Annotated in this window: 21 protein-coding genes; 12 read left to right on the top strand and 9 right to left on the bottom strand. The window is 71.4% G+C overall.

From position 1 onward, the window contains the following. Position 1: 1 nt before the first annotated feature. Positions 2-487 (bottom strand): GNAT family N-acetyltransferase, encoded by a 486-nt coding sequence (locus tag I7X39_RS07105; protein ID WP_198110287.1) that lies wholly within the window; start codon positions 485-487, stop codon positions 2-4. Next, positions 457-1,401, bottom strand: a complete 945-nt coding sequence (locus I7X39_RS07100) for an MBL fold metallo-hydrolase (protein ID WP_198110286.1) — start codon at positions 1,399-1,401, stop codon at positions 457-459. The genes I7X39_RS07105 and I7X39_RS07100 overlap by 31 nt, the downstream gene beginning before the upstream one ends. Before the next feature lie 53 nt (positions 1,402-1,454). On the opposite strand from I7X39_RS07100, the gene mnmA reads away from it, so the two are divergent. The 4 genes from mnmA to I7X39_RS07080 are packed head-to-tail and all read left to right on the top strand — an operon-like array spanning position 1,455 to position 6,245. Next, entirely contained in the window at positions 1,455-2,582 is a 1,128-nt protein-coding gene (gene mnmA / locus I7X39_RS07095) for a tRNA 2-thiouridine(34) synthase MnmA (protein ID WP_198110285.1), read from the top strand. Between the two features lie 59 nt (positions 2,583-2,641). Next, positions 2,642-3,901: a sensor histidine kinase gene (locus I7X39_RS07090; protein WP_198110284.1), complete on the top strand. Its 1,260-nt coding sequence runs from the start codon at positions 2,642-2,644 to the stop codon at positions 3,899-3,901. Continuing rightward, the gene (locus I7X39_RS07085; protein ID WP_198110283.1) at positions 3,902-4,561 is read left to right on the top strand and encodes a response regulator transcription factor; all 660 of its coding nucleotides are present in this window, start codon (positions 3,902-3,904) and stop codon (positions 4,559-4,561) included. After that, positions 4,548-6,245, top strand: coding sequence for a PglL family O-oligosaccharyltransferase (locus I7X39_RS07080; RefSeq protein ID WP_198110282.1), 1,698 nt, complete (start codon positions 4,548-4,550; stop codon positions 6,243-6,245). Before I7X39_RS07085 ends, I7X39_RS07080 begins: the two co-directional genes overlap by 14 nt. Positions 6,246-6,249: 4 nt before the next feature. Here I7X39_RS07080 and I7X39_RS07075 read toward each other — a convergent pair whose 3' ends face one another. From I7X39_RS07075 to I7X39_RS07055, 5 genes are all read right to left on the bottom strand, one after another. Further along, on the bottom strand, positions 6,250-7,698 hold the full coding sequence (locus I7X39_RS07075) for an aminotransferase-like domain-containing protein (RefSeq protein WP_198110281.1): 1,449 nt from the start codon (positions 7,696-7,698) through the stop codon (positions 6,250-6,252). Between the two features lie 10 nt (positions 7,699-7,708). After that, positions 7,709-8,296, bottom strand: coding sequence for a LysE family translocator (locus I7X39_RS07070; protein ID WP_198110280.1), 588 nt, complete (start codon positions 8,294-8,296; stop codon positions 7,709-7,711). Between the two features lie 178 nt (positions 8,297-8,474). Continuing rightward, the gene (locus I7X39_RS07065) at positions 8,475-10,805 is read right to left on the bottom strand and encodes an alkaline phosphatase D family protein (protein ID WP_198110279.1); all 2,331 of its coding nucleotides are present in this window, start codon (positions 10,803-10,805) and stop codon (positions 8,475-8,477) included. Positions 10,806-10,817: 12 nt separating this feature from the next. Beyond that, positions 10,818-12,284 (bottom strand): OmpP1/FadL family transporter, encoded by a 1,467-nt coding sequence (locus tag I7X39_RS07060; protein WP_198110278.1) that lies wholly within the window; start codon positions 12,282-12,284, stop codon positions 10,818-10,820. 124 nt (positions 12,285-12,408) lie between these two features. Next, positions 12,409-13,641, bottom strand: a complete 1,233-nt coding sequence (locus I7X39_RS07055; RefSeq protein WP_198110277.1) for an SLC13 family permease — start codon at positions 13,639-13,641, stop codon at positions 12,409-12,411. 31 nt (positions 13,642-13,672) lie between these two features. Between I7X39_RS07055 and I7X39_RS07050 the strand changes: the two genes are divergently transcribed. From I7X39_RS07050 to I7X39_RS07015, 8 genes are all read left to right on the top strand, one after another. Continuing rightward, entirely contained in the window at positions 13,673-14,485 is an 813-nt protein-coding gene (locus tag I7X39_RS07050) for a transporter substrate-binding domain-containing protein (protein ID WP_198110276.1), read from the top strand. Then, a complete protein-coding gene (locus I7X39_RS07045) occupies positions 14,485-15,213 on the top strand; it encodes an AraC family transcriptional regulator (protein WP_198110275.1) in 729 nt (242 codons plus the stop codon). Before I7X39_RS07050 ends, I7X39_RS07045 begins: the two co-directional genes overlap by 1 nt. Before the next feature lie 83 nt (positions 15,214-15,296). Then, positions 15,297-16,001, top strand: a complete 705-nt coding sequence (locus tag I7X39_RS07040; RefSeq protein WP_310739887.1) for a transglutaminase-like domain-containing protein — start codon at positions 15,297-15,299, stop codon at positions 15,999-16,001. 151 nt (positions 16,002-16,152) lie between these two features. Continuing rightward, entirely contained in the window at positions 16,153-18,108 is a 1,956-nt protein-coding gene (locus I7X39_RS07035; protein ID WP_198110273.1) for an alpha/beta hydrolase family protein, read from the top strand. Beyond that, a complete protein-coding gene (locus I7X39_RS07030; protein ID WP_198110272.1) occupies positions 18,105-18,848 on the top strand; it encodes a hypothetical protein in 744 nt (247 codons plus the stop codon). Before I7X39_RS07035 ends, I7X39_RS07030 begins: the two co-directional genes overlap by 4 nt. Before the next feature lie 9 nt (positions 18,849-18,857). Then, on the top strand, positions 18,858-19,943 hold the full coding sequence (gene hemE, locus I7X39_RS07025) for a uroporphyrinogen decarboxylase (protein WP_198110271.1): 1,086 nt from the start codon (positions 18,858-18,860) through the stop codon (positions 19,941-19,943). Positions 19,944-20,264: 321 nt separating this feature from the next. After that, on the top strand, positions 20,265-22,295 hold the full coding sequence (locus I7X39_RS07020) for a primosomal protein N' (protein WP_310739886.1): 2,031 nt from the start codon (positions 20,265-20,267) through the stop codon (positions 22,293-22,295). Between the two features lie 63 nt (positions 22,296-22,358). Next, entirely contained in the window at positions 22,359-22,838 is a 480-nt protein-coding gene (locus tag I7X39_RS07015; RefSeq protein WP_198110270.1) for a TlpA family protein disulfide reductase, read from the top strand. Positions 22,839-22,854: 16 nt separating this feature from the next. Here the strand turns inward: I7X39_RS07015 and I7X39_RS23660 are convergent, their stop codons facing one another. Together I7X39_RS23660 and I7X39_RS07005 are read right to left on the bottom strand one after the other, a co-directional pair. After that, positions 22,855-25,245, bottom strand: coding sequence for a S9 family peptidase (locus tag I7X39_RS23660; RefSeq protein WP_198110269.1), 2,391 nt, complete (start codon positions 25,243-25,245; stop codon positions 22,855-22,857). Then, entirely contained in the window at positions 25,230-26,204 is a 975-nt protein-coding gene (locus tag I7X39_RS07005) for an AEC family transporter (protein WP_198110268.1), read from the bottom strand. The genes I7X39_RS23660 and I7X39_RS07005 overlap by 16 nt, the downstream gene beginning before the upstream one ends. Positions 26,205-26,262 lie beyond the last annotated feature (58 nt).

Below are 26,262 nucleotides of genomic sequence, written 5' to 3'. Positions count from 1 at the left end.
ATCAAAGCGTCAGCGCCAGCACCACCTCGCCGCCGTCCACCTCGCCGGTGGGCGTGAAGCCCAGGCGCTTGTAGAAGGGCTCCGGGCAGCCCGGGCCGGGCACATAGGAGGTCAGCAGGCGCTGGAAGCCGCGTGCGCGCAGCTGCCCGATCACCTGCCGCAGCGCCGCGCGGCCCACGCCCAGGCCTTGGTAGCGCGCGTCCACCATCAGGCGCCACAAGCCGGCCTCTTCGCGGTCCTTGGCCTGCGCGTCGGGCAGGCCGCTGCGGTCTTCCAGCATCACGAAGCCGGCCGGTTCGCCATCCACATAGATGGCTCGGTACCAGGCCTCGGGGTGGAACAGAGCCTGGGCGAGCGAGACCGAGTTGGGCGCCACAAAACCCTGCTGGGCCGGAGCCACCTGCAGCTTGATGATGGCGATCACCGTCTCGGCCGTGATCTCGCGCAGCTCGATGTTCACGGTCGCGGGTAGTTCACCGGAATCCATTCGTAGCCCTTGCCGTCGGCGCGCAGCTTGCCGATGCCCGGGAAGCTCACGTGCGTGACGCCGACGTAGTAGCCGCCCTCGGCCGCGGCCTTGTACTGGCCCTCACGCTGCGGACGCGCGGCCTTCTGGTCGCTGTCGAAGGCGATCGTTACCTCGGGATGGGCGAACTGCACGGCCGCCACATGCATCAGGTCGCCCCAGAGCACCATCTTGTCGGCGCCGGACTCCACCACATAGATGCTGTGGCCGGGCGTGTGGCCGTAGGCGGGCACGGCGCGCACGCCCTTGACCAGCTCGGTGGCGCCATCGAAGGGCTTGAAGCGGCCTGCGTCCAGGTAGGGCTTGAGCACGCGCTGCGCGTTGGCCATGCCGCCGCGGGCGGCCTGCGGGGCCTGCGCCGGGTCGCTCAGCCAGAAGCCGGACTCGCGCTGGTCCGCGCGTACCACGGCGTTCGGGTAGGCGGGCTTGCCGTCCTTGTCGACCAGGCCGTTCAGATGGTCGCCGTGGAAGTGCGTGATGTAGACCTCGTCCACCTGCTCGGGGCTGTAGCCGCTGGCCTTCAGATGCGCGAGCACGCGGCCGGTGGCCTCGCCGCCCTGGCCGGCGTGGCCGGTGTCGATCAGCACCAGCTTCTCGCCGGTGTGCACCAGGAAGGCGTTCACCGAGGTTTCCAGCGGCAGGCCCAGGTAGTGGTGCTGCAGGCGGCGCGCCACCAGGGTCGGGTCGTCGGTCTGCAGCAGCTTGTCCACCGGCAGGCGGAAGAAGCCGTCGTAGAGCGAGGTCACCTCAAAGCTGCCCAGCTTCATCCGGTACCAGCCCGGCGCCTGGCCACCGGCCTGGGGCGGGGCAGCGTGGGCCAGGGTGCTGCCCAAGAGCGGCAGGGCAAGGGCGAAGGCGGCAAGGCTGTGGCGCATGTCTCGGGCTCCGTTCTGGGAAAAGCCGGCAGCCTAACGACAATCGCAAGACCATGTCTTCTGCCACACCGAAACAACGCATCGTCGTCGGCCTCTCCGGCGGCGTCGATTCCGCCGTCTCCGCCGCCCTGCTGAAGCGCCAGGGCCATGAGGTCATCGGCATCTTCATGAAGAACTGGGAAGACGACGACGATTCCGAGTACTGCTCCTCGAACGTGGACTTCGTCGACGCCGCCGCGGTGGCCGAGGTCATCGGCATCGAGATCGAGCACGTGAATTTCGCCGCCGAGTACAAGGACCGCGTATTCGCCGAGTTCCTGCGCGAGTACCAGGCCGGCCGCACGCCCAACCCGGACATCCTCTGCAACGCCGAGATCAAGTTCAAGGCCTTTCTGGACCACGCGATGCGCCTGGGCGCCGACGCGATCGCCACCGGGCACTACGCGCGCCGCCGCGTGCTGCCCAGCGGGGAGTCGCAGCTGCTCAAGGGACTGGACCCGCTGAAGGACCAGAGCTACTTCCTGCACCGGCTGAGCCAGGCGCAGCTGAGCAAGGTGCTGTTCCCGGTGGGCGAACTGCCCAAGACCGAGGTGCGCCGCCTGGCCACCGAATGGGGCCTGCCCAACGCCAAGAAGAAGGACTCCACCGGCATCTGCTTCATCGGCGAGCGGCCCTTCCGCGAATTCCTCAACCGTTACCTGAGCCACGCGCCCGGCGACATCGTCGACGAGCGCGGCCGCAAGCTCGGCCAGCATGTGGGCCTGAGCTTCTACACCCTCGGTCAGCGCCAGGGCTTGGGGATTGGCGGCGTGAAGGAGAAGGGTGCGCCGCGCGGCGGAGGCGAGCACGCCCCCTGGTTCGTGGCGCGCAAGGACCTGGAGCGCAACCGCCTGGTGGTGGTGCAAGGGCACGACCACTCGCTGCTGCAAAGCCCCGCCCTGGTGGCGGACGACTGCAGCTGGATTGCCGGTCGCACGCCCGCCCCCGGGGTTTATGGCGCCAAGACGCGCTACCGCCAGGCCGATGCCGCTTGCCGCTTTGAAGCCGCCCCGGCCGGCTTCGCGCTCGACTTCGAGCAGCCGCAGTGGGCGGTGACGCCCGGCCAGAGCGCCGTGCTGTACGACGGCGAGGTCTGCCTGGGCGGCGGGGTGATTGCCCAGGCCGCCCCGATGACTTCGTGACGAATGGTGTCTGGCCGGCCCGCCCCTAAGCTCGCCGGCTTTTTGAGAGCCTCCCGCCCTTGAGCCCCGCCCCGCGCCGCCCCTGGATCGACCGCTTCACCGAGCCGGCCGTGGCGCTGCGCATGGCCGCACTGGTGATCTGCGCGCTGGAGCTCTATTCGGCCGTGGCCACGCTGGCCGGCGCCGCCACCGAGCCGTATGACGGCCTGATCGCCCAGGCCTGGGCCGCGCTGGGCGGCGCGCCGCGCAACCCCACGCCGCTGATCCTCTCGCTGATGCTGCTGGGCGCCTTCGGCTGGCTGCTGTGGCGCCTGGCGCGGCCGCAGCACATGGACAACCCGCCGCGCCACGCGCTGCGCTGGCTGGTGCTGCTGGACGTGCTGGCCTTCGCCGTCACGCCCGGCCTGCCCTTTCTCGTCACCGCCATGGCCGCGGTGCTGCTGCGCGCGCGCGCCGCGCTGATCTTTGCCGCCCTGCAGGTGTTGCTGGCCCTGGCCAATTACCTCTGGCTGCCCAATGCCGGCCAGCGCGACGAGCAGTTGCACCAGGGCCTGCTCTACGGCGTGACGATGACGGCGATGTCCATGCTGGCCCTGCACGGCCTGGCCTATGGCCTGGGCCGGCTCACGGCCTCGCAGGCCGAGAAGCGCCGCTGGCTGCAGGCCATGCTGGCCGAACGCCTGAGCGCCGAGCGCCTGCACGACGAGCAGCTGCGCTATTCCGAGCGCCTGGTCATCGCGCGCGAGCTGCACGATCTGATGGGTCACCACCTGGCCGCGCTGAACCTGCAACTGCAGCTGGGCGAGGCCCTGGCCGCGCGCGGCGACGCGAACGCCGCCACGCCGGCCCTGGGCAAGGCGCGCGCCGTGGCGCAGCAGCTGCTGGCCGATGTGCGCGCGGCCGTGAGTGCCCAGCGCGACGAGGCCCGCATCGACCTGCGCGCCGCGCTGCAGGCCCTGCAGGCCGGCATCGAATCACCGCGCATCGTGCTCGATGTGGCGGCCGACGCCGTGCAGGACCTGAGCCCGCGCTGTGCCCACGCCCTGCTGCGCTGCGTGCAAGAGGCGGTGACCAACTGCGTGCGCCACGCGCGCGCCCGCCAGGTCGAAGTGGCGATGCGCCTGCTCAGCGTCGAATCCGGCGACCAGGTGCTGGTCCGCATCGAAGATGACGGCGTGGGCGCGCCCCGCCTGCAGGCCGGCAACGGCCTGACGGGCATGCGCGAGCGCGTAGAAGAATTGGGGGGCAGCCTGACGGTGCTGCGCCACCAACCCGGTTTTTGTCTGGAACTGCGCATCCCGCGCCAAGAGAGGCTCTAAGTGCAAGCTGCTGCCCCGAATCCGATCCGAGTGCTGCTGGTGGAAGACCAGCAGCTGGTGCGTGAAGGCCTGAAGGGCCTGCTGGCCCTGTGCGGCGACATCGAGCTCGTCGGCGAGGCCGAGGACGGCGCCAAGGCGCTCGAACTCATCCCCACGCTGATGCCCGATGTGGTGCTGTCCGACATGCGCATGCCGCGCCTGGACGGCATCGGCCTGATCCGCGCCCTGGCCGCGCGCGCGCTGGCCGTGCCGGTGCTGCTGCTCACCACCTTCGACGACCGCGAGGCTTTCGACGAGGCCGTGCGCGCCGGTGCCAAGGGCTTCCTGCTCAAGGCCATCAGCGTCGAGACCCTGGCCCAGGCGCTGCGCGACGTGGCCAGCGGCAGCACTGCGCTGCGCCCCGGCCTGACCGAGCGCGCCACCCGCCCCGGCGCCACCGAGCGCGCCTTCGAGGGCCTGCCCGACCCCGAACCGCTCAGCCCCAAGGAGCTGCAGGTGTTGCGCCTGGTGGCCAGCGGCCGCTCGAACACCGAGATCGCCGGCCTGCTGGGCAATAGCGAGGGCGTGATCAAGAACCACTGCTCGTCGATCTTCGCCAAGATGGGTGTGCGCGACCGCACCCAGGCCGTGCTGCGCGCGATCGATCTTGGTTGGATCTAAGGAACTCCGGCCGCTGACGGCCGGCCTGGCGCTGGCCTGCCTGGCGCCCACGCTGCTGGCCTACAACCTCGCCCCCTCGTCCACGCTGTTCAACCAGCTGCTGGCGCTGGGTGCCTGGGGCGGCGTGCTGCTGCTGGCGCCGGCCGGCTGGCCGGCGCGCGCCAGCCTGGGGCTCAAGCTGCTGCTGGCCGCGCTGGTGGCCTTGCTGGTGGGCGCGCTGCTGGCCGGGCCGCAGGGCCTGCTGAAGGCCCCGCTGGCGCCGCTGCTGGAGCTGAACGTCTTCGTGCTGGCCGCCGCCGCCGTGGCCCTGCTGGGTGCGGCGCGCCTGGGGGTCGAGGGCCTGGCGCTGGGCCTGCTGGCGGCGGGTCTGGCGGGCACGGCCATCGGCGCGGTGCAGGTGTTCGCGCCGGCCTGGGCCGACGGCAGCTGGATCGCCCGCAGCGGCTATGCCGGCCGCGCGGTCGGCAATCTGCGCCAGCCCAACCACCTGGCCACGCTGATGGTGTGGGCGGCCATCGCCGCCGTCTGGCTGGCGCAGCGGCGCGGCTGGCCCTTGCCGCGCCTGCTGGGCCTGCTGGCACTGCTGATCACCACCCTGGTGCTGACGGCCTCGCGCACCGGCCTGTGGTTTGGCGTGCCCCTGCTGCTGCTCTGGGGCCTGCTGGACCGCCAGCTCGCGCGCCCGCAGCGCATTGCTCTGCTGCTCACGCCTGTGCTGGCCCTGCTGGCCTGGGGCGGGCTGCACCTGTGGGCGGAGCTGAGCGGTGCCACTTTCGGCGCCGAGGTGCGGCTGGACAGCGAGGGCGCGGGCTCGCCCTCGCGCATCAAGATCCTGCTCAACAGCTGGGAGCTGCTGAAGCAGCAACCCTGGATCGGCGTGGGCTGGAGCGAGTTCAACCGCGCCTGGACGCTGACGCCCTTCCCGGACCGTCCGATCGCCTTCTTCGACCACAACCACAACCTGCCGCTGCAGCTGCTGGTGGAGCTGGGCGTGCCCCTGGGCGCCCTGGTGCTGCTGCCGCTGACGCTGGCCTTTGCCGCCGCCGTGCGCCTGGCCTGGCGCGCGCGGGGGGGCGATGCGCTGGACCGCCGTGCCGCGCTGATGCTGATCCTGATCGCCGGCGTGCACAGCATGCTGGAGTACCCGCTCTGGTACGCCTACTTCTTGCTGCCCACGGCCTATGCCTTCGGCCTGTGTCTGGCGGCGGAGGGGCAGGACGTCCCGGCCCGCCCGCAGGCGGCGCAGGCCGCCCTGCACAAGGGTGTGGCCCTGGTGCTGCTGCTGGGCAGCCTGTATGCCGTCTGGGAGTACCGCGCCCTCACCGCCATCTATGCGCCGGGGCATGAGGGGGCCTCGCTGCGCGAGCGCATCGCGCGCGGCCAGCGCACCCTGTTCTTCGGTGCCCAGGCCGATTACGCCGCCGCCACCGCCCTCGGTACCGGCCCCGATGCCCTGGCCGCGGCGCGGCGCACCGGGCACCAGCTGATCGACGCGCGCTTGATGATGGCCTGGGCGCGCAGCCTGCACGCCAATGGCCAGACCGACCAGGCCCTGCACCTGGTGGCACGCCTGCGCGAGTTCCGCAGCCCCGAGGGCAAGGCCTGGCTGGCGGAATGCGAATCCAGCCCGGAAGAATGGTTCTGCGCGGCGCCGCCGGCGCCCGTGCCCTGGACCGCGTTCTGAGCCTTCAGACCCGGGTGTCGGCGCTCCCTGAGCGCGCTGCCGCGGGCTGCTCGCCCAGGTAGCGGCTCATGTAACGGTTCAGGTAGGCGGCCAGCCGCGGGTGCTGGCTCTGCGCCACGTTGAAGCGCAGATGGGTGTCGCCCGCGCCATCGGCCATGAAGGTGGCGCCGCGCACCAGCAGGATCTGCTGGCGGTAGGCGTCCTGCACCAGGGCCTCGGGGTCGACGCCGGCGGGCAGTTGGGCCCACAGGAACAGGCCGCCTTCGCCCGGCACCTCGATGCGCAACCCGGCCTGGCGCAGCAGGCCCAGGCTGTGGTGGCGCGCCGCGGCCAGCTTGCGCTGCAGGCGCTCCAGGTGCTTGCGCCAGCGCCCGGCGGCCAGCAGCTCCTGGAACACCAGCTCGTTCAGCGCCGCGCCGGTCAGCACCTGGTGGATCTTTTCGCGCAGCAGGGCGCGCAGCAGCGTGGGCTCGGCCGCCAGGTAGCCCACGCGCAGCGCCGGGCTCACGGCCTTGCAGAAGCTGGAGTAATAGATGACCCGCTCCAGGCCGGAAAGCGCCGCCAGCCGCGTGGGCTGGCCGGGGTGGAAATGGCCCTGCACATCGTCCTCGGCGATCAGGAAGCCGTGCCGCTGCGCCAGCATCAGCAGGCGGTGCAGATGGGCCGGGCTGCTGCCCCAGCCGGTGGGGTTGTGCAGCACGGTCTGCGTGAACAGCAGGCGTGGCTGGTGCACGCGGCAGGCGGCATCGAGCTCTTCGAGGTCGATGCCCTCGGGCCGGCGCGTCACCGGCACGAGCTGCAGGCCGAGCTCGCGCAGGCGGCTGAACATCAGGAAGTAGCCGGGGTTCTCCACCAGCACCGCGTCGCCCGGGCGCAGCAGGGCGCGGCAGATCAGGTCGATCGCATGCGTGCCGCCGAAGGTGGTCATCACGCGTCCGGCATCCACCGCCACGCCTTGCGCGCGCAGCTGCTGGGCCAGGCGCTCGCGCAGCTCGGGCAGGCCCTGGGGCGGGCAGCGCGTGGCCATGCCGGCCGGGCTGTGCGCCAGGGCGCGCGCCACCGTGCTGGCGGGCACGGCGTCCTGCAGCCAGCTGGCCGGCAGGGCGCCGCTGCTGGCCAGCAGCAGGCCGGCGTGCACGTCGTGCGCCTGCTGCGCCAGCCAGACCGGCTCCTGCGCCTCGCCGGCCTCGATGGCCGCGGCATCCGGCATGGGGGCGGCGGCGCGCCGCACGAAGGTGCCGGCCGTGCCCTGGCTGTCGACCAGGCCCGAGGCGGCCAGGCGCTCGTAGGCCAGCACCACGGTGTTGACGCTGACCCCCAGCTGCTGGGCGAGCTGGCGGATCGACATCAAGCGCGCACCTTGCGGCAATTGACCGCTCTGGATCAGGCCGCCCAGGCGCTGCTCGATCTGGTCGGCCAGCGGGGTGCTGATCGTGCGGTCGATGGCAAACATGCGCCCGAGTCTATGAAAGCAGATTGAGCGCCAGCGCCAGCAGGCTCAGGCCCATGGTCAGATTGAAGGCGCGCAGCTTGCGCGGGTCGCTCAGGAAGCGCCGGATGCCGACGCCGAACAGCGCCCAGCTGGAGGCGCAGGGCAGGCCGATCAGCAGGCCCAGGCCGGCGGCCAGCAGGCCGCCCTCGGCGGGGCTGAGACCGCTGGGCAGGAACACCGAGCCGATGGTGATGGCCTTGACCCAGCTCTTCGGGTTCACCGCCTGGAAGGCAAAACCCTGCCAGAAGCTGGCCGGGCGCGGCAGCTCGGCGCCCTGCAGGCTGCCCGCGCCGCTGAGCTTCCAGGCCAGATAGACGAGGTAGAGCGCACCGACGACGCGCAACAGCTCGCGCGCCAGCGGCCAGGCCATGAAGAGATTGCCCAGGCCCAGGCAGCTCAGCAGGGTGAGGACGAAGCCGCCCACGCCGATGCCGAGGATCTGCGGCAGCGCACCGCGGTAGCCGAAGTTGGCGCCCGAGGCCGTGAGCATCACGTTGTTGGGCCCCGGCGTGCTCGACATCACGAAGCAGTAGGTCATCAGGGGCATCAGGTCGGGCATCAGGGCGGGCTTCGCAGGCACATTGCAGGGCCGCCAGAGTAGGCAGCCGCGGCGCGCGGGCCAAGGCACAAGCCGGGCCCAGGCGGCCGAGGCTGTACCCCTGGCCCCACCGGTACAAGACGCCAAGAAAAAGGGCCCGGCAAGCCGGGCCCTGGAGCCTGATGAGGGCGGCGTGGCCTCAGACCACGGTCACATCCGTGACGCCCGCCGCCACGCGCACCCGCTTGACGCTGGCTACCGCCGGCTGGGCCGGGGCCTGGCCGTTGGCGAGGCGCTTGAGCTTCTTGAAGTCGCACAGCAGCTCGGTCTTGCTGAGCGTGACCACCGCGTAGCCCTGGGCATCGCTGTCCACATGCTTGATCCAGGGGTTGTTGACGGTGGGGCCGACGCCGGTGGTGCTGTTGGCGAAGGGGTTGAGGCGCTTGATCACTTCGCTGGCCGGCACCGCGGACATCGGGATGCCCAGCGCCGCGGCCAGGCGGCCGGCGATGGCGCCGTAGAGCGTCATCGCGGCCACCGAGCGGCTGGTGGCGGCCAGACCGGCGATGGTCTGCGCCACGATCGTGCCCATCACCCCGGCCTGCGTTTCATCGAAGGTGTTGATGATGGCGCGCGACAGCGTGGGCGTGGGCGCGAAGGCGGCGGCCGGCACCATGCCGGCCTGGATCGCCGCACCCACCGCGGCCTGGATGGCGGCGGTGTTGCTCAGATCGGTGAGGCCCGCGCCCAGGGCGATGGCGGCACTCAGCATCTGGATGGCGATGCCCTCCACCTCGGCTTCGCTGACAGCCACCAGGGGCTTGAGCGCCGCAAAGGCGGGCGAGCTGGCGGCCTGCAGGAAGTAGGTGAAGTTGCTGTTGCTGGACATGCCGGCGGTGACCAGGTCCACCATCGCCGGCACGGGCGCGGCGGCGTTGTAGTCGGCCATCACCACGCCGGCGTAGAAGGCGTGGATGTCGCCGGTGACAGCCACCACGTTCTTCACGCCCTTGCCCAGCAGCTGCCCCATCAGGTACTTGCGCTCGGTGTTGAAGCCGTCCCACTGGTCCGCGTTCAGGATGAACTTGGTCTTGAAGGCGGCCGGGGCAGTGGGGATCTTGGCGCCATCCACGGCCATCTTCAGCAGCGAGGTCTCGTTGCCCCAGATCTTCCACTGCGAGGTCGAGCTGGTCATGGTCTGCGTCCACCACTGGCGCTGCGAACCACCCAGTACGGTGACGAGGGCGAGCGGGTCGGGCAGGGCGGCGCCGGCGGCAAGCTTCTGCGCCTCAATGCCGTAGAGCGAGGTCTCCGGCACCATGTAGCGCGCCCCGATCTGGCCCAGCGGCTGGCCCGTCAGCGGGCTGGGCGCGGCCTCCGGGATCATGTGGTCGGCGCGGTAGAGGCGCTGGTCGGTCATCACCAGGTGCATCAGCTTCCCGAACTTGAGGTCGCGGTAGATGCGGATGTTGGTGATGCCCTGGCCGGGCTCGAAGCTGAACGGGATGTCGGCCGGCATGTACTCGAACCAGGCCTGGTTGGCGCCCAGGCGGCGGCTCGTCTGCACGGTGTTGTCGGCCACGCCGGTGCTGGCGTTGAAGCTGCCGTTGTCGTAGGTGCTGCGGTCCTGCCAGCAGTCGTCGCTGAACTCGTGGTCGTCCCACACCGCCACAAAAGCGAAACGCTCGTGCACGGCCTGCAGGCGCGGGTCGGTGCGGTAGCGCTTGTAGAGGTAGCGGTAGTCGGCCAGGCCATTGGCGTACTTGCCGCCGCTGGGCAGGGCGGTGCCCTGCGGCAGTTGCAGCAGCGGGTGGCCGGCTTCCACGCCGCCGGTCTGGAAGGCCTCACCCACGGTTTCGTAGATGTAGTCGCCGAGGTGGACGATGAAGTCCACGTCCTCCTGCGCCAGGCTTTCCATGCCGGCCCAGTGGTTGACGCTCCAGTCCTGGCAGGACATGAAGGCGAACTTCAGGCTTGCGTTGTCGGCATCCGCGGCCGGAGCGGTCTTGAAACGGCCGACCTTGGAGCGGGTGTCGCCGGCGGTGAACTGGTAGTAGTACACCGTGTTGGCCTGCAGGCCGCTGATGCGGTGGCGCAGGCTGTGGTCGTACTGGGCGTAGACCGGCACATCGGCCTCGGCGTCCATGGTGCCGCCCAGGGCCGTGGTGGTGCCCACGGCGCTGGAGTTGGCCACCGCCGCGCTGATGCGCAGCTTGACGCTGAAGTTGCCACCGCTGACCGAGGCCACGTCATCGGCGCTGCTGGGCACCACGCGGGCCCACAGCACGGCGCCATCGGGCTTGGGGTCGCCCGAGGCGATGGACTGCGGGAACTTGTGCGCCCCGGTGGCCGCCGGCGTGGCCGGCAGCGGAATGCTGGAGCCCGGGAAGGTGGGCGGCAGCGGCACGATGGGCGTGCCGACATCGCCCCCGCCGCCGCTGCAGCCGGTCAGGCCGCCGACGGCAGAGGAAGCGGTGATAAGAGCGCCAGCCTGGACGGCGCTGCGACGGAGAAAACTGCGGCGATCCATGGGGGCGCCTCCTTAGAACTTGTGGTTCAGCTGCAGGCCGAAGAAATTGGCCTTGCTGGTGTAGTTGCCGCGCACGCGCGCCTTGCTGCAGTTGCAGGGGGTCTCGCCCTCGGCGTCGTCGGTGATGTCCATGGCGGCGTCCTTCACGTCGATCAGGCCGACGGCGAAGTCCACCGTGGTGTTGGCGCCGACGATGAAGTTCGCGCCCAGCGTGGTCCAGGTGCGGTGGGCGTCGGGCAGCACCGGGCTGCGGGTGGCCGAGGGCACGGGCGACTTCTCGCGCGCCACGCCGGCGCGCAGCGTCAGGTCCTTGTGCACCTTCCAGTTCGCACCCAGCGACAGGCGCAGGGTGTCCTTCCAGTGCTCGGGGCTGATCGAGTCGGGCGTGCTGCTGTCGAAGTCGATGCGCAGCTGCTCCAGGCGCGACTGGCGCATCCAGGTGGCGTCGGCCATCAGCGCGAGAGTCGGCGTGATCTGCTGGTAGATGTGGGTGGAGAGCGACTCGGGTGTGCGCACCGAGACCGAGGCGCCGGAGTCGTTGTGGTCCAGCTTGCCGGCGCCGTCGTACGGTGCGGCCTTGATGGCGGCCAGCACGGTGGCGGGCAGGTTGGCGGGTTGGGTCCAGTCGCCATTGCCCTTCAGGCGCTGCTTGACGGGCGAGCGGTAGCTCAGGCCGATGCGCGTGCTGTCTTTGACCGGCTCCCACATCAGCGCGAGGTTGAAGCCGAAGCCCCAGTCCTTGCCGTCGACGGCGATCGAGCCGTCGAAGGCCGGGTTGCCGAACACCTGCGCGGCCTGCTGCTGCAGCTCCAGCGCCAGCGCAGGGGCGCCGGCGGCCGCGGCCTGGCGCGCGGCGCCCAGCAGGCCCAGGGCGTAGGCCGAGGCGTAGGGCACGGCGCGCTTGATCTCGCCTTCCATGTACTGCGCCACCAGGCCGCCGGCGAGCGAGAGCTCGTCCGTCACCTTGAAGGCCAGGTTGGGGTTGAAGGCGATGGACTTCAGCACCACCTTCTGGATGTTGTAGCGGCCGCCCCAGTTCTCGTCGTAATTGAGCTTGGCGCCCCAGGGCACGAAGGTGCCGAAGCCGGCCACCATGCGGTCGTTGAGCTGGTAGCTGGCGTAGAAATGCGGCACATAGGCCGGGCCGGCGGGGCTTTGCACATTGCCGGGCTGCGAGGTGGGGCGCGGCTGCAGGCCCGACTCCGGCGAGGTGATGAAGGAGCCGGCATCGGTGAAGCGCACCTTGGGCTCCACGTAATCGAGCACGCCCGAGAAGCGGATGCCGGACAGGCGGGTCAGGCCGGCCGGGTTCGCAAAGAGGGTGCTGGCGTCGAGCGCCTCGGCGCCGTTCGAGTTGGCGGTGCCTTCGGCCGCGGCCGACTGGGTGCCGAAGCGGTAGCCCGAGGCCTGCGCGGCCAGCGGTGCCAGCAGGGCCAGGCCCAGCGCGCCGACCAGGGGAAGGTGGGACGGGGTTTTCATTTTCTTGACCTCCGGGGACTGAAATCCAGGGCGGTCGATTGTGCGGACGGTGGGCTAGGGTGTCTGCCCTAGGGTGGGTCAGGGAAACCCGCTGGGTGTTAGCCCCGCGCCACAGTGACGAGACTCACATCACAAGGACACAAAGGAGCAGGCTGGCCAGCGCCGCGGGAGCGGCCAGGCGCAGGTGGGCGCGCCAGTCCAGGCGGATGCCTTCCTTCTCCGCCAGGTCCACCACGATCAGGTTGGCGATCGAGCCCACCAGCAGCAGGTTGCCGGCCAGGGTGCTCACCAGCGCCAGCAGCACGCCGGCCTGCTGCGGGTTGCTGCCCAGGTGCGGCAGCAGCAGCATCACCGCCGGCACGTTGGAGACCAGATTGCTGAGCAGCACCGCGATCACCGTCAGCGTGCCCGGCTCGTGCAGGTGCACGCCACGGCCCTGCAGCCAGGTGACGGCCTGCGCGCTCAGGCCCGTGGCCTCGAAAGCGTGGTTGACGACGAACAGGCCGATGAAGAGCAGCAGCAATTGCCAGTCCACAAAGCCCATCACCTCGCTGCTGTGCAGGCGCCGGCTCATCAGGAGCACACCCGCGCCGATCAGCGCGGCGACCTCGCGCGGGAAGTCGCTGAACAGGAACACGCCCATCAGCGCGGTGGCGACGATCAGGCCCTTGGTGGACTGCCAGGCGTCGAAGGCGGGCTCCTGCGCGGCACCGGCCGCGCGTGCTGCTGTGAGCTGCCAACGCACGCCAAACGCCAGCCAGGCCCACAGCAGGCCCAGACCCAGGCCCACCGGCAGCAGGGCCTGGCGCAGGTAGTCGCCAAAGTGCAGCTTCAGCACCGAGCCGATCAGCATGTTCTGCGGGTTGCCGATCAAGGTGGCGGCCGAGCCGATGTTGGCCGCGCAGGCCAGGCCCACGAGCAGGGGCAGGGGGTCCAGGCCGCGGCGCAGGGCCAGGCGCGCCACCACCGGGGTCATGGCCAGGCACACCACGTCGTTGCTGAACACCGCCGAGAGCGCGCCGGCCACGGCGATCAGCGCCGCCAGCAGGGCCGCGGGCGAGAGCGGCAGCGCGGCCACACGCCGCGTCACCTCGGTATAGAAGCCGCCCAGGCGCATCTGCGCCGACACCACCATGAAGGCGAACAGCAGCACCAGGGTGGGCAGGTCCACGGCGCGGGCGGCGTCCTGGATGGTCTCGCCCGCCAGCGGGATGACGGCGATGGCACCGAGCAGTGCGATGCCGGCGCGGTCCAGCTTGAGCTTTGGCAGGCCGCCCAGGAACATGCCCAGGTAGACGACGGCAAAGACGATGACGACGCCCCCATCGAAAGGAGCATGCAGGGCGGGGGCAGACATGGCCGTCATCGTCCCCCAGAATCCAAGCGCCATGGGGAGGACGAAACTGAGCAACACGCTGCTGCTGGCGGCCGCGCTGGCCGTGGTCGGGCCGGCCTTGGCCGATTGCCCGCCCCAGCTGCGCATCAGCTTCAACCACGAAGCCTTTCCGCCCAGCCTGAAGGGCCAGGGCCCGGGCTTCCCGGAGCCCGATCCCGGCTGGCTGGTGCTGGCCACCCGCGCCGCCCTTCAGCAGCTGGGCTGCAAGGCCGAGCTGCTGCGCCTGCCGCACCGCCGCATGGACCTGGAGCTGCAGGGCGGCCAGCTGGGCTTGGGCCTGCTGTTCGGCTACACGCCGGAGCGCGGTGCGTTGCTGGGCTTCCCGCTCGATGCCCAGGGCCGCCCGGATGCGCGTCGCGCCATCGCCACCACCGCGCTGCGCCTGTACGCCTGGCCGCAGCGCGTGCCGGCCCAGGCCTGGAACGGCGAGCGCCTGGCGCCCGGCCTGACGGTGGGCGTGGTGCAGGGCACGACGCAGGACGGCGTGGCGCAGCGGCGCGGCTTCACCGTCGTGCCCATCCGCGGCTTCGACAGCGCGCTGCCAATGCTCAAGGCGCAGCGCTTCGACCTGCTGCTCGTCAACCCCGAGGCCCTGCCCGCCGCGGCACTCGAAGGCCCCGAGGCCCTGGTGCCCGTGGGCCCACCGGTGCAGCGCACGCTCTACTTCGCCGCCAGCAGCCGCGCGCTGCTGGCACGCCACCCGCAGTTCGTGCAGGCCTTCTGGGCGGCGCTGTGCCAGGCCAGCCAGCGCTTGCAGCCCCGTGAAGGCGGCGAGAGCTTGCCCTGCCCGGCCCAGGCGGAGTGATGAGCGCAAGCCCCCAGCCGTACTGGCAGGGCCAAGCCTTGCTGGGTGCCGGGCTGGCGCTGTTCGTCGGCCACAGCGGGGACAACCGGGCGCACCGGCATTTGGCGCACCAGGTCTGCCTGGCGCGGCCCGGCACGGTCTTGCAGCTGGAGATGGACGAGGGCGTGGTGCAAGGCGAGGCGCTGTGGCTGCGCTCTGGCACGCGGCACCGCCTGCTCGGCCACCAGGGCCTGCTGCTGTGGGTGGACCCGACCCACGCGCTGGCGCCGGCCCTGCTGGGGTCGGACCCCGCTGCCTGGGGCCACCTGGAGCCCGCCTGGTCCGCCCGCCTTCAGGCGCTGGCGCTGAACCCGCAGGCCGCGACGCTCATGGCCTTGCTGCCGCCGGCTGCCGCGGCGGCGGACGCCCGGCTGGCGAGCGTGCTGGCGCTGCTGCGCCGGGCACTGGCCGGCGGGGACAAGGGCGAGCGCCAGGCCCTGGCACAGGCCTGTGCGCTGTCCCCCGACCGCTTCTCGCACTGGTTCAAAGCGCAGTCCGGCATGCCCCTGCGCAGCTACCGAAAATGGCTGCGCTTGCTGCTGGCCATCGAGCAGGCGCTGGCCGGCCGCAGCCTCACCGAAGCCGCGCATGGCGCCGGCTTTGCCGACCAGGCGCATTTCGCCCGCACCCTGCGCGAGATGCTGGGTGTGACGGCTTCGATCGCGCTGCGCGGCGTGCGCCTGCTCTGAAGCAGGGCCGCGCGACTGTTTCGTTCAAGCGCGCACGGGGCCGCCAGGCCACCATGGCCGCCCGCCCACTTCCTGTCCCCGCCGTGAACTTGTTGCTGCAACCCAGCCCGCTGCTGGATTTCGACCACCCGGCCATCGAGCAACTGGTGCAAGGCCGTCACTGGCTGTACCTGCCGCCTGCCGAGCGCATCCGGGCGGCCTATGACTTCGTGCGCAACGAGATCGTGTTTGGCTACAACGCCTCGGACGACGTACCGGCCTCGCAGGTGCTGGCCGATGGCCATGGCCAATGCAACACCAAGGCCACGCTCTTCATGGCCCTGCTGCGCCGCCTGGGCCTGCCCTGCCGGCTGCACGGCTTCACCATCGACAAGGCCCTGCAGGCCGGCGCCCTGCCGGCGCCCATCCAGTCGCTGGCGCCGCGCGAGATCCTGCACAGCTGGGTCGAGGTGCAGCATCAGGGGCGCTGGATCGCGCTGGAGGGCCTGATCCTCGACGACCACTACCTCGCCAGCCTGCAACGCCGTTTCGCCCGCCAGGGCGGGCCCTTCTGCGGCTATGGCGCCGCCACGCCGAACCTGCAGACCGTGGCCGTGCAGTGGCGCGGCCAGGACACCTTTATTCAGCGCGAGGGCATCCGCCAAGACTTCGGCTTGTTCAATACCCCCGACGCCTTCTATGCGCAACAGGGCGTGAACCTGCGCGGGCCGCGCCGCTGGCTGTTCGAGCGCCTGCTGCGGCCGCGCATCAACGCCCATGTCGCGCGCATCCGCCGCGGGGAGTGGTGAGGGCACCTGTGCGCAAGCTGTCGTGCAGCCTGCCGGCTGGAGTGCCGGGGGCGTGAATCGGTTTCGAGCGCAGGTCCGCTACCCTGCGCGACTTTCTGAAGCGGGGGGTGGTGTGCGGAATTGGTTGTGCGGCTTGATGGCATGGTGTTGCATGGCTTGGGTGCAAGCGGCCACTGGCCTGCCGGCCGAACTCTTCTTCAAGGAGAGCGAACTGCGCCAGGCGGTGTTGTCTCCCTCGGGCACCAAGCTGGCTTTGAGCTTTGGCGGCGACGGGCGCCGGGTCGGGCTGTTCGTGTTGGAGGTCGATGACACCAGCAAGGGCCATGCCGTGGCTCACTTCTCGGATGTGGATGTCAATGACATCCACTGGGTCAATGACGAACGTCTGATCTTCAGTACCACCGACTTCTCTGCGGGCGGCGGACGCCCCAGCGGAGCGCCGGGGCTGTTTGCGGTGGACGCGAGCGGCGAGAACCTGCGCATGTTGGTGCGCCGTCGCCATGCGCCGATGCAGACCGGCACCCATATCGTCAGCCGCACCTTGGACTGGAACCACGAGCTGCTGATGGTTCCGCAGCCCCGGGCGGCCGAGACCAATGAGGAGGTGCTCATTGCCGAGCTCAAGTTCGGGCTGGACGACTCGGTGAGCTATTACCCGCTCTGGCTCCATACCCGCACCGGTCGTACCCGGGGAGCGGAAGTTCGCGCACCAGGCGAACCGCTCCGTTGGTGGTTTGACGGCCAGGGAGAGGCGCGCGCGGTGATGACCCGCAAGGACCAGTACTTGACCCTGCACTGGCGCGCACCCGGCCAGACCGAGTGGCAGGTGCTGGCGAGTGGCGATGTGCTGCGCATGCCCTTCCTGCCCCACAGCGTGGACGACAAGGGCCAGCTCTACGTGACCCATGGCGAGGGCCCGGAAGGCCGGACGGTCCTGAGCTTGTACGACTTCGCGAGCAAGGCGCCTGGCAAGGTTCTGGTGTCGCTGCAGGGCTTCGACTTCCAGGGGCGCCTGTTGCGCGGTGCGCCGGGTGAGCGGGCCCTGGGCCTGCGTCTGACGCACGATGCCGAGACCACGATCTGGTTCAGCGCGGCCCACAAGCAGTTGCAGCAGAAGGTGGACGCCCAGCTCCCAGGGCGCGTGAATCGCATGAGTTGCCGACGTTGCGATGGCAAGGATGTGGTGGCACTGATCCACTCCTATGCCGATGTCGAAGCGGGTCGGGTTTGGCTCTACCGGGGCAGCCCGCCCCAGGGGCAAACGGAGTGGACGGCGGTGGCCGCCGCGCGCAAGGAGCTGCAGCCCGCCGAGATGGCAACCTTGGATTTGCACCGCATCCGTGCGCGCGACGGGCATGAGCTGCCGGTCTGGGTCAGCACCCCGCGCCGACCCGCGGCCGGCAAGCCGGCGGTGGTGCTGGTGCATGGCGGGCCGTGGGTGCGCGGGTGGTCCTGGACGTGGGAGACCTGGACGCAGTTCCTGGCCTCGCGTGGCTACCTAGTGATCGCCCCGGAGTTCCGTGGCAGTTCCGGCTACGGCGACGCGCACGAGCGCGCGGGCTACAAGCAATGGGGGCGGGCGATGCAGGACGATGTCGCGGATGCCCTGCAATGGGCACGCAAACAAGGCCTGGCGGGCGAGAAGGCCTGCATTGCCGGTGCCAGCTACGGCGGCTACAGCGCTTTGATGGGGCTGGTCCGTCACCCCGAGCTCTACCGCTGTGGTGTGGCCTGGGTGGCGGTCACCGACCTGGAACTGCTGCTGAACGGCTCCGTCTGGATCGATGACGACACCAGCGACCTGGCGCGTCGGCACTCGTTGCCCGAAATGATTGGCGACCCGGTCCGAGACGCCGAGATGCTGCGCGCCCACTCCCCGGTCCACCAGGCGGCGCGCATTCAGGTTCCGGTGTTGCTGGGCTTTGGAGAGGACGACCGCCGGGTACCGCTGGCCCACGGCCAGCGCTTGCGCGCGGCGCTGCAGAAGGCCGGCAATGAGCCCGAGTGGGTCAGCTATCCCGGTGAAGGCCATTTCTGGGCTCTATTGAAGAACCGGGTGGATTTCGCCCAGCGTGTCGAGCGCTTCCTGGAAAGGCATTTGCAGTGAGCACGGTGCAAGGCCCCGCCCTGGTGCTGGGCGCCGGCGGCTGGTTGGGCGCGGCCCTGCTGGCCCAGGTGCTGGCGGCCGGGCATCGCGCGGTGGGCGCGCTGGTGCAGCAGCCCCTGGCCAGCACGCACCGCGGGCTGCTGACGCTCTCGGTCGCGGAGCTGCAGGCGCCCGACGTCGCCACCCGCGGCCGCTGGGCCGGTGCCACCGCCTACCTGGTGCTGGAGCGCTCCGGCCTCACCGGCACGCGCGACGCCGCCTTCGTGGCGCCCGGCGTCGCGCAGCTGCCTGAACTGGGCCGCCAGCTGCGTGCGCTCGGCGTGGCGCGGCTCTTCGTGGTGTTGCCGCATGCGCCCAACAGCCTGCCGGTGGCGCTGCGCGACGGTTTTGCCGATCAGGACGAGCAGGCGCTCAGCCAGCTCGGATTCACCCAGCTGGTGCTGCTGCGCAGCAGCCGCGAGCGCGTGGCGGTGCAGGGCAGCTGGCTGGAGCGCTTTGCCGCGGCCTGGTGGTCGCAGCTGCGCTGGATGCTGCCGGACAGCGAGCGCCCGCTGCGCTCGGTGGCGCTGGCGCGTGTGGCGGTGGCGGCGGAGCGCGTGCTGCGCGAGGCCGGCCCCGGTACCTGGGTGCTGAGCCAGGAGCTGGCCAGCCGCGCCGCCCATGCGCCGCAGGGGGTGGAGGCGGCACTGCGCCTGGAGCTGATGCAGAACAAGGAGCGGGGCCTGGGCCGGTCCGGATAATCCCGGCCCATGTCTTACGTCCCGCTCAAGAACGACGTCTTCCTGCGCGCCGCGCTGCGCCAGGCCACGCCCTACACCCCCGTCTGGCTGATGCGCCAGGCCGGCCGCTACCTGCCCGAGTACAAGGCCACGCGCGCCAAGGCGGGCAGCTTCATGGGCCTGGCCAAGTCGCCCAACTACGCCACCGAGGTGACGCTGCAGCCGCTCGAGCGTTTCCCGCTCGACGCTGCCATCCTGTTCAGCGACATCCTGACCGTGCCCGACGCCATGGGCCTGGGCCTGAGCTTCGGCGAGGGCGAGGGCCCGCGCTTTGCCAAGACGGTGCGCGACGAAGCCTCGCTGAAGGAGGCCGTGTTCGACCTCAACCAGCTGCGCTATGTGGTGGATGCGGTAGCCTCGATCCGCCAGGCCCTGGGCGGCAAGGTGCCGCTGATCGGCTTTGCCGGCAGCCCCTGGACCCTGGCCTGCTACATGGTCGAGGGCAAGGGCAGCGACGACTACCGCCAGGTCAAGACCCTGATGTACAGCCGCCCCGACCTGATGCAGGGCCTGCTGGACAAGCTGGTGGACGCCACCATCCAGTACCTGAACGCCCAGATCGACGCCGGCGCCCAGGCCGTGATGCTGTTCGACAGCTGGGGTGGCGTGCTCAGCCACGACGCTTACCTGCGCTTCGCCCTGCCGGCCTCGCAGCGCGTGCTGGCCGGCCTGAAGCGCATCGGCGCCGACGGCCAGCGCGTGCCGCACATCCTCTTCACCAAGGGCGGCGGCCTGTGGCTGCAGGAAATGGCCGAGACCGGCGCCGACATGCTGGGCCTGGACTGGACCATGGACCTCGGCCGCGCCCGCGCCCTCACGCAGGACCGCGTGGCCCTGCAGGGCAATCTGGACCCGATGTGCCTGTTCGCCCCGCCCGCCGTGGTGCAGGCCGAGGCCATCAAGGTGCTGGACAGCTTCGGCCGCCCCCAGCGCGCCGATGGCAGCTGGGGCGGCCATGTCTTCAACCTGGGCCATGGCATCAGCCAGCACACGCCGATCGAGCAGGTCGCGGCCCTGGTCGAGACCGTGCACAACCACTCGCGCACGCTGCGCTAGTCGGTTAGCGCCCGCTCACTCGGGCGGGCGCGAAATGGCGCGCCGCTACACGAGCCGGGCGTACTTGTCCCCACATTTTGTGGAGCGGGGGCTCCAACCCAGGGTCGGTGCCATGCCCTCGGGCGACCGGGCTAAACCCTTGTCCTGAAAGCGTTTTTTCAGGCGCCCTGGGCGTGAGAATGGGCTTCCGGCCCAGAGCCCGCCCGACCGCCCTGCGGCTGCCCCGCTTTTTCCCACAAACTTATCCACAGGCTGTGGATCGTTCGAAAAACCCAAGCCTGGCGCCACTTTGTGACGGATTCCTCAAACTCCCGTGACGTCGTGCTGAAGGTGGCCGTGCCCACCCCGCAGCACAGCGGCCTGGGTGCGCCGCTGGACTACCGCCACCACCAGGCCCTGCCGCCCGGCAGCCTGGTGCGCGTGCCGCTGGGCAAGCGCCAGGTGCTGGGGGTGGTGTGGGACGGCGAGCCGGACCCCGACCCCGGCGTGGAACTGAAGCCCCTGGCCGGGGTGCTGAATCTGCCGCCCTTGGACGCCGGCTGGCGCGCCCTGGTGCGCTTTGCCGCCGCCTATTACCAGCGCGGCCTGGGCGAGCTGGCGCTGGCCGCCCTGCCGCCCACCCTGGCCCAGCTGGACGACACCCAGCTGGCGCGGCGCCTGAAGCGCCAGCCCGGCGCGCTGGAGGCCGCCGCGCCCGGCGCCGGCCCGGCCCTGCAAGCCGGCCAGCAGGCCGCGGTGGACCTGCTCAGCGCCCAGCTGCGCGGCGAGGTGCCGCCCCAGCCGGTGCTGCTCTGGGGCCTGACGGGCAGCGGCAAGACCGAGGTCTACCTGCACGCCGCCGCCCAGGCCCTGGCCCTGGGGCGCCAGGTGCTGGTGCTGGTGCCCGAGATCAACCTGACCCCGCAGCTGCAGGCCCGCTTTGCGGCGCGCTTCGGGCAGGAGCGCGTGGCCTGCCTGCATTCCGGCCTGACGCCCCCGCAGCGCCTGCGCGACTGGCTGCGCGCGCACAGCGGCCAGGCCGATCTGGTGCTGGGCACGCGCCTGGCGGTGATGGCCTCGCTGCCGCGCCTCGGGCTCATCGTGGTGGACGAGGAGCACGATCCCAGCTTCAAGGCCCAGGACGGCGCGCGCCAGTCGGCGCGTGATCTGGCCGTCTGGCGCGCCGCCCACGGGCGCTTCCCGGTGCTGCTGGGTTCGGCCACACCCTCGCTGGAAAGCTGGCACAACGCGCAGACCGGCCGCTACCGCCGGGTCGATCTGACCGAGCGCATCGGCGCCGCGCCCCTGCCCACGGTGCGCCTGCTCGATCTGGCCAGCCTGCCGCCGCCCAAGGGCCCGGGCGCCACGCCGCCACCGCTCGCTGCGCCCCTGCTGCAGGCCATCGAACAGCGCATCGCGCGCGGCGAGCAGTCGCTGCTGCTCTTGAACCGGCGCGGCTATGCCCCGGTGCTGCACTGCGGCCAGTGCAGCTGGCGCAGCGGCTGCCCGCATTGCAGCGCCTGGCGCGTCTTCCACAAGAGCGACCGCACGCTGCGCTGCCACCACTGCGGCTTCACCGAGCGGGTGCCCAGCGCCTGCCCGGACTGCGGCAACCAGGACATTGCCCCCATCGGCCGCGGCACCGAACGCCTGGAGGAGCAGCTCGAACACCTGCTGCCCCACGCCCGCCTGGCGCGCCTGGACGCCGACAGCACCGCAAAAGCCGGCAGCCTGGAAGCCCAGCTGGCGCGCGTGCACGCCGGCGAGGTGGACGTGCTGGTGGGCACGCAGATGATTGCCAAGGGCCACGACTTCCGCAACGTGACGCTGGTGGCAGCGCTCAACCCCGACAACCTGCTCTATTCAAGCGACTTCCGCGCCCCCGAGCGCCTGTTCGCGCTCTTGATGCAGGCCGGCGGCCGCGCTGGCCGTGCCGGGCACGCCGCCGAGATGTGGGTGCAAACCCACCAACCGCGCCACCCGCTTTACCAGGCCTTGCAGAAGCACGACTTCGTCGCCTTCGCCACCAGCCAGCTCGAAGAGCGCCAGCTCGCCGGCCTGCCGCCCTTCGCGCACCTGGCCCTGCTGCGCGCCGACAGCCGCGAGGAGTTCGTGGCCCGCGACTTCCTGCAGGCCGCCGCCGAGGCCGGCCGCATGCTGGCTCCGGACGCCGACCTGTTCTGGTACCCGCCCGTGCCCCATCCGGTGCCCAAGGTGGCCAACCAGTGGCGCTGGCAGATGCTGGTGGAGAGCCCACAACGCGCGCCGCTGCAACGCGCGCTCGCGGCCTGGGTGCCTGAGCTGCACGCGCTCAAGCGCCAGCACAAGGGGCTGACGCGCTGGGCCATCGACGTGGACCCGCTGGCGATCTGAGCGGTGTAAGGAAACGCGTCTGCGGGCCGACCGCTGGGGCCCTTGTGGTCTCTGGAGTTGCCCATGCGCCGTCTTGCCCTGCTGCTGCTTTGCGGCCTGCTGTCCCTGCCCGCCCTGGCCCAGCTGCAGGGGCGCAGCGCCGATGGCCGCGCCTTTGACCTGGCCGCCCAGCGTGGGCGTGTGGTGATGGTGCACTACTGGTCCAGCGACTGCGCGCCCTGCCGCACCCAGCTGCCCGAGCTGCGCGCGAACCTGCGCGGCTGGAAGCTCAAGCCCTTTGACCTGGTCAGCGTCAGCATGGACGCGCGCGAGGCCGACTGGCGGCAGTTCGAGCAGCTGCAGGCCACCACCCAGCCCGATGCGGCGATGCGTGGCATCTCCCTCTGGCGCCCGGCCAAGGACACGCGTGATGCCCTGCTGCCACGGCGCCCCGCCAAGCTGCCGCTGACCCTGGTGCTCAATGCGCAGGGCGAGGTGGTGCAGCGTTACGAGGGGCGGGTGCCGCCCGAGGCCTGGGACGCCGTGGCCGAGCTGCTGCCCTGAGGCTGCGAACGCAGGCTCAGGGCTTGCCGGGGCCCAGGTGGCGGCGCAGCCAGTTGTGCATCTCCCACTGCACCTGCCCGGCGGCCTCGCGGCTTTGCAGGCTGTGCCCTTCCAGCGGCAGCAGCACCAGGCGCGTCGTCAGCCCCAGGCCGGCCAGGGCCTGGTGCAGGCGCTCGCTCTGCAGCGCCGGGGTGCCGGGGTTGGCGTCCTGCTCGCCGTGGATCAGCAGCAGCGGCTCCTTGATGCGCTCGGCGTGCAGGAAGGGCGAGACCTTCATATAAGTCTCGCGCGCTTCCCAAAGGTTGCGGCGCTCGCTCTGGAAGCCGAAGGGGGTGAGCGTACGGTTGTAGGCGCCGCCGCGGGCGATGCCGGCCTTGAACAGATTGGTGTGCGCCAGCAGATTGGCGGCCATGTAGGCGCCATAGCTCTGGCCGCCGATGGCCAGGCGGCTGATGTCCACGCCGCCGTGCTCGCGCAGCTGCTCCACCAGGGCCTTGGCGTTCATCTGCAGCTGCTCGACGAAACCGTCGTTGACGGTGCGCGAGTCGCCCACCACCGGCATCGTGGCCTCCACCACCACCGCATAGCCCTCCAGTGCCAGCCAGATCGGGCTGCCGGGTGGCGGCAGGCCGTTCAGCTCGCTGTAGGCGGCGGCCTGCGAGGCGAGTTCGGCGTCGGTGAACTCGCGCGGGTAGGCCCAGATCAGCGCCGGGCGCCTCTGGCCTTCCTGGTGGTCCGGCGGCAGCAGCAGCCAGGCGGACATCTCCACGCCGTCTTCGCGCTTGAAGCTCAGGTGCTGGCGCTTGATGGCGCGCCAGGCGGCCGAGAGCTCTCGCGGGGGCAGCAGCGCGCGCCACTGCGCGCCATCGCGCACCCCCGGCTGCGGGGCCTCGTGGGCGCGCTCGACCTGGGTCAGCAGCTGGCGCTCGTCCAGCCAGGCGAGCGGCATTTCCAGCACGCCTTCGGCGGCCTGGAAGACGCGCTGCACGGGCTGGTCCTTGATGCTGTAGCGGTCCACGAAGGGGCGTTCTCCCTTCGGGCTGGCGCCGCTGCCCACGAAGTAGAAGGACTCGCCATCCTTGCTGCCCGCCACCACGCGGCCGCCATGCGGCAGGGTGCGCATCAGCGGCGCGCCGGGGTGGCGGAAGCGCTCGCGCAGCGCGTGCTCGAACAGCAGGCGGCTCTGGCTGCCGTCCAGCGGCAGCAGGTAGGTGCGGGTCAGCGCGCGTGCGCGGTCGGTTTCGGTGAGCAGGGCGTGGCGGCCGTTCTCCAGGAAGCGCAGGCGCGAGAAGCGGTAGGGCATGCGCTGCACCTCCTGGGGCTCGCCGCTGTAGGGCGGCTCCAGGCGCATCACGCGGTCGCGGTAGCTGGCGCGCTGGCTGGGGTTGCCGCCGTCCAGCGCTTCCACCCAGTAGATCGCCGCATCGGCTGTGGGGCTGGCGTAGAACACGCGCGGGCCGGGCAGCACGCCGTCGATGGCAATGCCCTGGCGCGAGGGCAGGCGGGCCAGTTCGCGCAGGCGCCGGCCCTGGCGGTCCAGCAGTTCGATGACCTGCGGAAAATCGTCCCAGGCGAAGGCGCGGCTGAAGGGCCGCACCAGGCGCTCCACCAGGATGGCCTGGCCCTGGCCGGCCACCGCCACCGTGTGGATCAGTCCCGGCTCGCCCACCCGGCGCCAGCCGCCAGAGAGCAGGTTCACCGCCACCAGCTGGGCGCGCGCATGGTGCTCGAACAGGGCTTCGTCGTGCTCGGTGCGCAGCAGGTCGGGCAGCGGGCGCTCGGGGCTGGCGCGGCCCTGGTGTTCCTGCACCTGTGGCCCGGGCAGCGGGGCGGCGGGCGGCGCGCCCTTCGGGGCCGCGGCCAGCACCAGCACCTCGTGGGCGGACAGCCAGGCCGGCTCGCCATCCCAGAGCACGCCGTTCAGGCGCAGGCCCTCCACCCGCTGCACGCCGCCGCCGGCGCTGCTGCCCCACCAGAGCTCGGTGGCCTGGGCAGTGCGGCGCTGCAGCAGGAAATGCTTGCCGTCGGGGGCCCAGGCAAAGCTGTGCCAGGCACCGCCGCTGGGCAGGGCGATGCGGCGCTCCGGCGCCTGGGCCGGCAGCAGGGGGCGCAGGCGCAGGCCCTGCAGCGCGGCGCTGCCGGGCGGGGCGGAGAGGCTGCCGGCCGCGAAGCGCACCCCCGCCAGGCGCAGCAGGGGCTGGGCCAGCTCGGCCAGCGGGGTGTAGCGGCGCGTCTCGATCTGCGCCAGCCAACGGCGGTCGGGCGAGATGCTGGCGCGCGCCGGCAGCGTGGCATCCAGCGCCGCCCGGGTGGCGGCCGGCGGCTGCCGGTAGGGTTCGGCGGCCTGTGCCGGCAGCCAGGCCAGCAGGCAGAGCAGCAGGGCGGCGGCCTTCATCCGCGCAGCCACCAGGCCAGCAGCGGCAGGCTGCCCAGGGCGAGGAGGGTGGAGGTCAGGATGGCGCGCGACACCAGCGCATTGTCCGCACCCACACGTTCGGTCAGCAGCGCCACATTGGCGGCGCAGGGCAGCGCGGCCACCAGCAGCAGTACCGCCACGGCCTCGCCCCCGAGCAGCCCGAGCTGCTGCGCGCTCCAGGCCAGGGCGCCCACCAGCAGCGGGTGGGCCAGCAGCTTGATCAGCGCCAGCCCGAGCGCCTCGCGGTGCGCCTGGCGGCGCTCGCCGTGCGTCTGCCCATGGGCCGCCAGCTCGGTGCGGCGCAGCGCCAGGCCGAGCGCAAACAGCGCCGTGGGCGACGCCGCCTGTGCCAGCAGGGCCAGGCTGCGCTCCAGCGGGGCCGGCGCCTGCAGCTGCAGGGCGCCGGCCAGCAGGCCCAGCGCGATGGCCCAGGCCAGCGGGTTGCGCAGCGCCGGGCGCAGGGCCTCGCGCCAGGGCGGGCGGCTGCCATCGGCCGCACCGGCCTGGGCGCCCTGGCCGGCCAGGGCCAGACACACCGTGCTGGTGAACAGCAGGTCCACCGCGATGGTGGCCACCACCGGCGCGGCGGCGGTCGGCCCGAGCAGGGAGCCGATCAGCGGCACGCCCAGGAAGCCGCTGTTCGGAAAGGCGGCGGCGAGCGTGGCCATGCCGCTGTCCAGCCGGCTGCGGCCGTGGCGGCGCAGCCAGCGCCAGGCCAGGCTCAGCAGGGCCAGGCTCGCCAGCCCATAGACCGCCAGCAACGCGGCCACATCGGCCTGTTGCACCAGTTCGCGGCCCAGCCGGAACAGCAGCGCCGGCAGGGCGAAGAAGAGCACGAAGGTGTTCAGGCCGGGCAGGGCGTCCAGCCCCAGCCAGCGCAGGCGCGCGGCGCCATAGCCGGCCAGCACGAGCAGGAAGAAGGGCAGGCAGTGGCCGACGATGCTGAGCACGGGGCGCAGTATCCAAGTGTTGCCCTGCCCGGTCGGCCGGCCGCGCGCCTAACATCGG

This window comes from Inhella proteolytica (genome assembly GCF_016093275.1).
Taxonomy (GTDB): Bacteria; Pseudomonadota; Gammaproteobacteria; order Burkholderiales; family Burkholderiaceae_C; genus Inhella; species Inhella proteolytica.
Note: the sequence above shows the minus strand (reverse complement) of the source record. Positions and strands in the feature narration are given on the sequence as shown.